General features: G+C 42.1%; 7 protein-coding genes. All 7 read right to left on the bottom strand.

The features are described from left to right. Positions 1-353: 353 nt before the first annotated feature. Genes ACGF5R_RS22865 through ACGF5R_RS22895 form a run of 7 tightly spaced genes read right to left on the bottom strand, consistent with a single transcriptional unit; the run spans position 354 to position 8,824 of the window. A complete protein-coding gene (locus ACGF5R_RS22865; protein WP_112876728.1) occupies positions 354-1,886 on the bottom strand; it encodes an MFS transporter in 1,533 nt (510 codons plus the stop codon). A 20-nt stretch (positions 1,887-1,906) separates the two neighbouring features. Continuing rightward, on the bottom strand, positions 1,907-2,794 hold the full coding sequence (locus ACGF5R_RS22870; protein WP_262980194.1) for a prephenate dehydrogenase dimerization domain-containing protein: 888 nt from the start codon (positions 2,792-2,794) through the stop codon (positions 1,907-1,909). Then, a complete protein-coding gene (pabB, locus tag ACGF5R_RS22875) occupies positions 2,787-4,862 on the bottom strand; it encodes an aminodeoxychorismate synthase component I (RefSeq protein WP_262980195.1) in 2,076 nt (691 codons plus the stop codon). Before pabB ends, ACGF5R_RS22870 begins: the two co-directional genes overlap by 8 nt. After that, complete coding sequence (locus tag ACGF5R_RS22880) at positions 4,843-5,184, bottom strand: chorismate mutase (protein WP_240000699.1); 342 nt, start codon at positions 5,182-5,184, stop codon at positions 4,843-4,845. Before ACGF5R_RS22880 ends, pabB begins: the two co-directional genes overlap by 20 nt. A gap of 59 nt (positions 5,185-5,243) precedes the next feature. Continuing rightward, a complete protein-coding gene (locus tag ACGF5R_RS22885) occupies positions 5,244-6,518 on the bottom strand; it encodes an aminotransferase class I/II-fold pyridoxal phosphate-dependent enzyme (RefSeq protein ID WP_112876732.1) in 1,275 nt (424 codons plus the stop codon). A 24-nt stretch (positions 6,519-6,542) separates the two neighbouring features. Next, complete coding sequence (locus ACGF5R_RS22890) at positions 6,543-7,394, bottom strand: HemK/PrmC family methyltransferase (RefSeq protein ID WP_112876733.1); 852 nt, start codon at positions 7,392-7,394, stop codon at positions 6,543-6,545. Further along, on the bottom strand, positions 7,391-8,824 hold the full coding sequence (locus ACGF5R_RS22895) for an FAD-binding oxidoreductase (protein ID WP_112876734.1): 1,434 nt from the start codon (positions 8,822-8,824) through the stop codon (positions 7,391-7,393). Before ACGF5R_RS22895 ends, ACGF5R_RS22890 begins: the two co-directional genes overlap by 4 nt. Between the last annotated feature and the right edge of the window lie 1,660 nt (positions 8,825-10,484).

The following is a 10,484-nucleotide window of genomic DNA, read 5'->3' on the forward strand; positions in this document are numbered from 1 at the left end:
GTTCTTCTAAATTAGACATGCCTGAGGAGCTCCACGATTTTGTTTTCTTTGACAAAAACTTTGATCGTGCCTCAGGCACTTAGTTCCCTTCTTAAGCAAATCTCAGGTTAAATAAAAAACCCCTAATGAAATAGGCAATATACCCTATGGATTTCAAGTTGCATCGCGACGGCAAGGGAATGAATCCCCGGGAGCGTAGATAACGATGTGACCGGGGTGAGTGAGTGCAGCCAACAAAGAGGCAGCTTGAAAGATGACGGGTATAAATCAAAATAACTGAATCAAACAATAGAACTAGATCAATAATTATCACGATGCAGTGCAGCCATTTTCAATGGCTGCACATAAAACTATCAATACTCAAGCACCTGTTCTTTCTGCGGAGCTTTCAGCAAACGCCAAGCGAGCAATACCACTCCTGCGGTCAATACCACTGTCATCCAGCTCATCATATGAATAGCGCTGGTGAATGATTCCGCCGCCGCTGTCATCAGCTTCTGCCCCTCTGATTCAGCTAATGAATTCGCTACAACGTAAGCTCCCGCTAAAGTCTCTAAAGCTAATCCCGTCTGTTCCTGAGAGATCTCATTTGGTAATTGCAATGTTATACGATAGAAAGCCGTGACCAATCCCCCCAGAATAGTCGTGCCAAGTACAACACCCACTTCATAAGCCGTTTCGCTTATTGATGATGCCGCTCCTGCTTTAGAGGAGGGTACTGATGAAAGCACCAAATCATTAGACACCGAAGCAATTGCTCCCACACTAATATCTAATAATGCGAAAGCAACAATCAGAGTGACTAAATCACTGCCGATACTCGCTACCAGAAGAAATGCAATACCTGCAACACTCAGCAAAATTGGCACCAGATAATGAGCAGGCACCCGTTGAGCAATAGGCACTATCGCCATACCCATAACAATTGCCATTATTTGTCCAGGAACCAATGCCAGACTAGCCAGAATCGGTTTCATACCGAGTACAATTTGCAAGACCTGTGTGGCAAAAAAGACAAAACCAACCAGCAATGCCAAACTCAGTAAGTTAACAATAATCGAACCAGTGAACATACCATTACGGAACAGGGAAATATCCATCAACGGTACAGGCAGACGATGTTGCCGACGAACAAATAGCACGCCAGCAATAAGACCAACCGACAGTTCAAGTATTACACTTATTTCAAACCCATCACTGGCAAGGTGTTTAATCGCGTAAACAATACCAACCATAGCAACGATCGATAACAGAACGCTATACACATCGATAATGCCCGTCTGTTTTTTATCGGACTCTGGCAATAACATCGGTCCGAAGATCAACAATGGCACTAATACCGGTACTGCCAAGAGAAAAATTGAACTCCAATCGAAGAATTGTAATAGAACACCACCCACTACGGGACCTAAGGCCGAACCAATAGTTAATGTTGTCGCCCAGATAGCAACAGCCAATCGACGCTGTTCACGATCCTCAAAAAGAACGCTGATCAAAGCCAAAGTTGAAGGCATCAGCATCGCACCAAAAAATCCAAGTACGGCTCGCCCTAAAATCAATTGTTCAGGTGAAGTTGACAGTGCCGTGAACACCGAAATAACCGTGAATCCCAAAGATCCAAATAACAGTAATGAACGATGACCAACACGATCACCAATACTTCCCATTGATACCAGCAAACCAGCCAATGCCAATGAATAAGCATCAATTATCCATAATTGCTGGCTTGCACTGGGTCCCAGAGCTTCAGCTATTTTTGGTAAAGCAAAACTTAAGATCGTATTGTCCACAGTCACTAGCAATACTGGTAACATCAATATCAGTAATCCCAGCCAATTTCTGAGTCCTGCCCGCCCGTTAGCCTCAGCAACTCTATTTAACGACATCCCCTCAACTCCTTTCTATATCATTCAAGCGTTGAAAAAATATGCTGGCAATCAGCAGCACTGATATCAAGCTGTTCCCCCAGTTGTTGCGCAATATCTCTGAGGTTATAGCCAAATTCAGTTTGATCGCCAGCCTGTACTATCGAATCTAACTGTTGTATGGCATGCAGCAATTCCTGACGCGGTTCAGCAGCCATCGGATTTTCATATTGAACGTCCCAGTACACTTCTATTGGATTGCGTAAGATCCTTGATAATAACGCCAGCATTGTACGCATGGGCGGTGGCGCAATAGTTGCCAAGGTACGAATATCTAACGGGCTTTTCGCCAACACCAAGCCAAAAATCAGTATCGCGGCATGGGGCAAAGCCTGACAAAGCGCCATAACCCGATCGTGTTCCTCCGGTGTCATCCTACTGATACGCATATCAGCCTGCATCAATACCCGCTCAATCCAATGTTCACTAACATGACAGTTATCGAGAATGACTGCAACTGGCCTTTTTTGTTCCGGCAAAGATGGCGAGAACATCGGGTTAACACCAATGAAGGGCTGCCCGGGGGCGGCAGCTCTTAATGCAGAATAGAAAGGGGCCTGAACTGAACAGGTTGACACGATCTGTACATCATCACCAATAGCAGACAATACCCAAGGCAACGCTTGTATGGCAACGGCTTCCGGTAAGGCAAAGACTACCGCCTTTGCCCCACTAAAAACCGCTCCAGCATCAGCAGCCGGATTTAAGATATCAATCTGGTAGTAATAAGAATGATAGTGATGAGAACGCACTCCCTGCGTTCGTTTGTCAACACTGTATACAATGTGACCACAGCGAGTAAAAAGGCGCTCTAATAAAGAACCAATAGCACCTTGCCCACCAAGAATGACCACTTTATGGTTACTCACACATTTCCTCCGCCATATGACTAAAACTGAAATAGGGCACACTAGCTTTGACCAATGTCTCTTCAAATTCGCCATAAGGATCAGAGTGAGCAACAATTGCACCCCCAATGCCAAATTCAGCACACTCTTGATGTAACACAGCTGTACGTATCACAATGCTCAATTCCACTTCACCACTGAAAGACAACCATCCAAGCGCGCCGGAATAAACACCGCGTGCCGATGACTCCAACGTGTCAATAATCTCCATCGTGCGCTTCTTCGGCGCTCCGGTCATTGATCCTCCAGGAAAACATGCCCGGATAGCCTCCATCGATGACGTTTCTTCACATAACTCACCGCGTATGGTCGAAACCAATTGATGTACAGAAGAGAAACTCTCAACTTTAAATAATTCAGGTACATGCACACTGCCTGGACGACATACCTGATTAAGATCATGACGCACCAAGTCCACTATCATCAGATTTTCTGCTCTGTCCTTAGTGGACTGACTCAATTCCAGCCGCAAACACTGATCATCTGCTACCGTTTTTCCTCGTGGCCGGGTCCCCTTAATCGGCCTGGATTCAATATTTCTGGCCTCATCAATACGTAAAAACGTTTCTGGTGATGCGCTGAGTACAGAAAAATCCCCACAGGCTAAATAAGCGCCATAAGGTACAGGGCTGGCATGACGCATACGTCGATAAGCGTCCAATGGATGCCCTGAATAAGTCATCTTTGCCCTATTCGTCAGACAGATTTCATAGGACTCACCATCTGTGATGTATTGGAGTGATTTACGGATTCCATCCATATACTTCTCAGCTCCATATTCCAGACAAATTTTATTCTGATCGATAGCACCGGGAATAAAATCAGGTATCACTTCACCGGTATTTTTTGCAATGGTAACTAAAAGTTCCGGTGACCAATTATGTGGCTGCCCTATCGGTGTGATAAAACATTCATAAAGTTTATTTTGCTGATGATCGAATACAAAAAAATGCGGAGTAAATATTAAGCTGGCATCAGGATGTTTTGAACGGTATTTGTTGCTGCCAATTGTCAGCGCCTTTAATTCATATCCTAAATAACCGACAAATCCGCCTTTAAATACAAATGGCATCGATTTTGGTGTCAAAATTTCCACCATATCAAGCAACTCAGACATCAGTGAGAAAAAATCTCCCTGAACAATCCTCTCGCCATCAGGACCGGTTAAACGCAAACTCTCCGTCTGTACACAGTATTCAAGCCTGATAGCGCCCTGTTCATTACCGCTTCCAATAATTGAGAAGCGGGCATTGGGTCTATCAGAATTTTCACTATCAAGCCAGAAAGCATGTGTATCATTGCCATAGCGTTGAATGAACAAGGATTCAGGATCGACTATCTCCTTACACTCACGATAATTCAGGTTGAGATATTGTCTTCCACCTACTGCAAGATAGGCCTCATTGACATCAGTACATATATTCTGAGCGGTAACTTCCTGTTCGTTATTCTCTTTATACGTCTCCGCTATCCGCACGAAATTACTAAGTAGCTCACGCCCATATTCAGAATCAATCGATTCAGGATGAAATTGAACCCCCCAGATCGGCCTTTCGGTGTGCTCAATTGCCATGATTAAGCCATCATCAGTCCAGGCAGTACATTTTAGACTGTCAGGCAACCGGGTACATACCAACGAGTGATATCTGACCACTTCAAACTGTTCAGGCAAACCGAGGAATAATCCTTCTCCGGTGTTCCTGATGCGACTGCGATAGCCATGTACCGGATTGGGGGCATGTTCTACACAGCCGCCAAATGCCAGGCTAATACCCTGATGACCGAGACAAATACCCAACAGTGGCACTTTGGCACGTGCAATAACTTCAGCACAGACCCCAAAATCACTGCTTTCAGCCGGATGTCCTGGCCCTGGAGAAAGGACTACCGCATCATATTCGTCTATCATTAACTCTTTATAAGTCAAAGAATTAGTGACTACGGACGGCACACTGCCCGTCACTTCATACAGATATTGAGCAATGTTTTGCGTAAAGGAATCATAATTATCAATGAGCAGTATTTTCATTATTTTTTACTTTCTCGTGTAACAACTGGTCAATCAGCTCTTCTTCTCGACGGCAAGCCTCTTCGATAACCAGTTGGAATATTGATTCAGTATATTCAGGCCGTAACCCAAAATCTGTTGATTTATCCCGCAACATATCCAGTAACGAGGTAATACGTTGTAGCTGCATCATCGGAATATCCTGTTCCGCTTTTACCTCAGCGATTTTCATGCAGACTTTCATACGTTCAGAAAGAAGAGCCAGAATCTGCATATTAATAACATCCAGAGATTCCCTGTAAGGTTGTAATATGTCCTGTTTATTTATTATTGCTTGAGTCATATATTTGATCTTCGTCACTGATTTATTTCAATTATCTTCTTTATCGGTAAGCTGGTGATTTATACCTGTGGAACTACAGCCTGTGGCTCAACCCAATTCAGCCCTTTTTCCCTTATTTCAAATAAGGTATTTGCTAGCTGCTTGATTTCACCTGCCTTATGCTCACTAGAGAAAGCAAAGCGCAACATTGCATTGCCATCCGGGACCAGTGGATAAAATACCGGGAATAATAAGATACCATTGTCACGCAGCAAACGAGCAGCTTCAAGCCCTTCCGCTTCATTTTCGAATAAAGCGCCGCGAACGGGAGATTGCACACCCGCATTCATCAAACTGTTCTCCATCAGAGAATCAAACAGATTAATGTTTTTCCATAACTGCTCCTGCCGGATTTCTATCTCAAGGCTGAGATGAAGTCTTGCAGAGGCAACGTTAGCTGCCAACATCGGCACCATAATCGAATGACCAAAAACCAGAGGATTCGCTAAAGTACTAATCACTTCGACATCATCGGCACCTGCAACCACCACAAAACCCCCGGCGCCACCAAATGCTTTGGATAATGAACCTGCAAGTATGAGGTTGGATGGCAAAATATGGTCAAGTGCAGCAAAGGCATAACCCGCGCCATAACGCCCCATAATGGAAATACCATGAGCATCATCTACATAGACATAGCCTCCAGCAGCAGCCAATTGTCGCGTTAATTCCGCAACCGGAATTAAACCATTCATTGAACCAATACCATCAATCAACAGAATAGGTGTACGCTGATTCTCCTTACAGTTCTGCAAAGCTTGCTGTACTGACTGTGCATCAGCACTATCAACCCGCGATACCGGTCCGAACTGTTCAAGAATACCGCGTAAGACCTGCATAGAAGCATGAGCAGTTTTATCCATCAACCAATGTACAGGCCGGGAAAGAGGATAGTTAGGTAGAGAGCCACTCCCCAATAACGGCAATACACCAAGATGAACATTACTGGTGGAAGTAAACACCGCAACGGCACCACCCTGATAAATCTCTTCCAGCAGTTTCTCCAATTGCCCCAAATATTGTGGGCGCATCGCACCACGGGACGATGACAAATGTATCCCTGTGCGGGACATAGCCTGATTTGCCGCTTCAATTAAGGCAGGATGATGTTCTAATCCCAAATAAGAGCAGGAAACAAATTCAGTAAAGACTTTTCCTTCCTCTGTAGTAATTTGCTTACCTTGACGTTCAACTACAGTGAAACTGGTCAAACCTTCGTCGATAGCTTGCGCTAAGGCGCCGGTTGTCCGTGACCGGCGAATTGTCATCCAGTCCTGCTTATGTTTTACATCCATTATCTAGACTCCAACTGTCTAAGTTCAAATGAGCTTACAACCAACAGTGATTACCGAACTGCCTGTTGTATCAGAAATATCTTCATCGATAATGGTTCGTACCAAAGAGAAGCCAGACTCTAAAAATAATGTTCTGACACTCTCTCCCTGGCTTTCACCATGTTCAATAACTAACCAACCCTCTGATTGCAGTAGCTGTTTAGCTTGTTTGATAATCAACCGCGTTAAGTCAAGCCCATCATCCCCCGAATACACCGACGCATAAGGATGATGCTCCTCCCATTCCGGCAATATTTCCTGCTGTTCCGGCACATAAGGTGGATTAGCCACAATCAACGCCACCGATCTGTTAAATTGAGAAAATGCTTGCCAATCCCGTAAATCTGCTTTTAATCCATCGGCTTTAATCGCCCAATTCGCCAACCGATAGATATTTCGCGTCAGGTATTGAAAAGCCACATCATCATATTCGACACAAGTGACCTTTAAATCCGGGCGACGTTTAGCAATAGCTAAACCGATGGCGCCACTACCGGAGCATAAGTCCAGAACCACTGCCCCCGGAGGTGTTTGATATTCATTCTCCAGCCATTTATGAATAACTTGACTATGAGGACGCGGGATAAATACCCCGGTCCCCACCGTCAGAGGCAATCCATCAAAATCCACAGTACCGACAATATGCCCAAGAGGGATCCGGTTACAGCGTTCATGAACCGCAAGCATAAATTCATCACGGGCGCGATCTTTACAACGCCTTTCCAGATAACGGTCAACTAAGCTCGTGAGATCAGTTTCCACATCCCAAACGCCGGCCTCTGACAGTAACTCTCTGGCTTTATCAATGACAACTTGATCTTTCAGCGAAAAACTCATGACCATGCCTCATAATAACTACGTAACCGTTCACGCATGGATTCATAAATATGAGAGAAGGCGACCAGCTCTGGCGGTGGAGTGAATTGAGGGTGAAGAGACTCAATTAAATTCTGATAATTGCGCATCATCCCTTCATTCAGCAGTGGCAGCCAGTAAGGTTTGATATCCCAACGATATTCATAGCCGGTAGCAAACATTTGTTGGGTAGTTTCTTTAGCCATCACTTCACGGGAGAAACCGACCAACGGAGGACGAACGGGATTGAAATCATCAAGATTAATGAGTCTATTTTCTACTCCCGTCAAAGCATTAGCCACATAATCCGCTAATAACGGTGATTGATGTAAGCCATCACGGTAAGTCCCGGTAGCCAACCAAAGACCATTTACGCCACATTCGCCAATCAGCGGGAACCCATCAGCAGGAATTGGCCGGTTACCAACCTGAATTGAGAGGATCTCAGCATCATGTAAGTTAATATCCAACTGATCTAACGCACAATCCAACAAGAACTGCACATCAGAAATCAGTGCCTGACTGCGTGGTTTTTCAGACAGAATATTGGTCGCACCAAGATACAGCACACCATCACCACGTGGTACACAATGCAGCCCACAGGCAAATGCCCGGTTAGGGGTACGGATGACTGAGGTCGGCAATTCTCTGCCTTTTGGCATCTTGACCAGAATGGATACCCCATAACCGGCAAAGATTGGCGGAATTTGGCGAACAACTGAAGGTATATTTGATAACAGATCCAACGAGTGTGCACCGGCAGCCACGACGACCTTATCTGCCATTAAACGTTCGCCACTGAGCAATTCGACACCGGTAGCTAAACCCTCTTCAATCAGCACACACTTAACATTCTCTTCTTTAAGACATCCACCTTCAGCAACAAATGCCGCATCCAGCTTTTCCAGCAATAAATGCGAGTTCAGCGCATGCTCATCAGGGATGTACAAAGCACGCAGCGGACGCACTAAATCGTTGGGCTTTAACCACTCAATTTCACGCGGATCAACGGTTTCATAAGGTGCCGCATAATCGTTCAGGGTTTGTTCGATAGCGTCATAATTGATAGTGTCAATCTCTTCCATCCCGGCAGTGTTCAGTATCACGTGAGTGCCTTTAGCAGTGAACAGCGATCGGGTATCACCGGAAGAGTCAGCTAACCGTTGCGCCCAAGTCGGCCAAAGGTCCCTGGAAATACAATCCATATTCAATTTCAACTTACCGTGTTCACTCGCTAATAAGCCACTGGTAATTTCACCAAAACAACCGTTCATTGCACCGGCAGCTTTAGAAGCAGCATTAGTTCGATCAGTCTCTCCAACCCGACAAACCGAAAGATTTCTACTTGCCAACTCATAGGCGATTGAACCTGCAATTGCCCCTGAACCAACAACAATAAAATCGTACTTCACTTATTTACTCCTATATGGCCTGCGGCCAATTTATTTTAAATACTTTGTCAACAACGCGGACAAATAATTATCATCCTCTATAGTGAGGATATTTTTACTGCTTTACATCAATTGCAAGAAAATAACCCTGTGTTCATCAGTAATTAAAATAACGAATCACTCTCAGATTTACACTAAATTTAAAGACAAATATTCGATAACAAACTATCACATTAGAAATAGTTTCAATTTATTATCAAGCGAATATAATTACCCATATTGATTAATTTATGGAAATAAAACTTTCCAATAAAAACAATAAATTGAACAACATCACAAAATGCTATTTACATTTAAAATAAATAATAACAAACGATATTATTATATTTGAAATAACATCTGCAAATCAGGGAAGAACAATAGTCATCAAATACAAAACTGTCAAATAAATTTAGCCTTATATTATAAACAAAAAAATCATATAAATACTTTCAGTATAAAATAAAAACAATTTATATTTAAATTGTTACGGGGAACAATATTCTAAATGCCTTTTATTCTTCAATAAAAAAACAAAAATTCTTAAGAAAAGTGTTTTTTAAAATTTATATTTTCCATCAACTTTCACCAATATAAACAAATAGAACACATAAGTTATTATATCTTTATTGACTATTATATTTTGTGATTATTGTGATCAACGTGAACATGGTGAACATGTACATTTCAGATTATTGATTTTTAGCGTCTCGGCTATCACTACAGAGTTTTCTTCAATAATTAAATGAAAAAATTTGTACTGGCAGTCTGCATGGAAATGGCATTTTACTGCTATCAGAGGGATTTAACACTGTTTTTAATACCTTTAATCTTGTTAAGAAAATCTTTTTTTATCTGTCAGTATGGTTTTAAAATCAGGAAAAAAGAGCAAGCACATTATGTTTTTAACATTATTCACTTTCTCTTTTTACTTACCTTTCCCTTTTTTGGCGATAGTAAACGCCTTTTTATCGGTAATGATTCAACTAAGGGTTAAGAAAACCAGCATTGTATTAACACCCGTTTTTAAAAGGTATAGCGTGATTAAAAAAATCTTTTTCACTATCACATTTAATATATCTACCGGTGATATTCTTCTTCGCCTGTTTTACATTCATTTAATCTGCCATAGTTATTTAAAAGTGGGGAATACAGATAAATTCAAGTTTTTATATAAAAGGTAAATTCAATAAGTAAAATTTTTTAGTAGAATAGTTAATTGTATTTAATCGCAATCCATTAATCATTAATAAATGAGTTAAAAACAAATCAGTAAGTAAAATAATATCATTCATACAGTCTGATATTAAAGTAATTTATTTCCATCATTTTACGAAGCAGACCATAAAAATAATGTAATAAAAAAATGGATAAAACAGGTTAATTCGGCAGGATTTACGTCCTGAAAAAAGCGTGATTATTCGAAAGAGTATCTTTACATCATCAGGCTATTTACTGACTGATTTATAAAGATAAAAAGCAAGTGTGATTAATGTTTTTTGAACATAAAACACAATATACCATGATGATTAAAGGCAGATTCGACTAATAAGTGCAATTTTTCAGAAGGGCGGTCAGTTGCTATAGTAGGCATCTTTCTCGCCAAAGGAAAATGCACTATGGCCTATACACAACTGACCGA

Source organism: Photorhabdus sp. RM71S, assembly GCF_042879355.1.
Taxonomy (GTDB): Bacteria; Pseudomonadota; Gammaproteobacteria; order Enterobacterales; family Enterobacteriaceae; genus Photorhabdus; species Photorhabdus kayaii.

Bases quoted from the DNA above. Each gene is read 5' to 3' on its own strand.
- ACGF5R_RS22865 (WP_112876728.1), bottom strand. From the start codon at position 1,886: ATGTCGTTAAATAGAGTTGCTGAGGCTAACGGGCGGGCAGGACTCAGA.
- pabB (WP_262980195.1), bottom strand. From the start codon at position 4,862: ATGAAAATACTGCTCATTGATAATTATGATTCCTTTACGCAAAACATT.
- ACGF5R_RS22880 (WP_240000699.1), bottom strand. From the start codon at position 5,184: ATGACTCAAGCAATAATAAATAAACAGGACATATTACAACCTTACAGG.
- ACGF5R_RS22885 (WP_112876732.1), bottom strand. From the start codon at position 6,518: ATGGATGTAAAACATAAGCAGGACTGGATGACAATTCGCCGGTCACGG.
- ACGF5R_RS22890 (WP_112876733.1), bottom strand. From the start codon at position 7,394: ATGAGTTTTTCGCTGAAAGATCAAGTTGTCATTGATAAAGCCAGAGAG.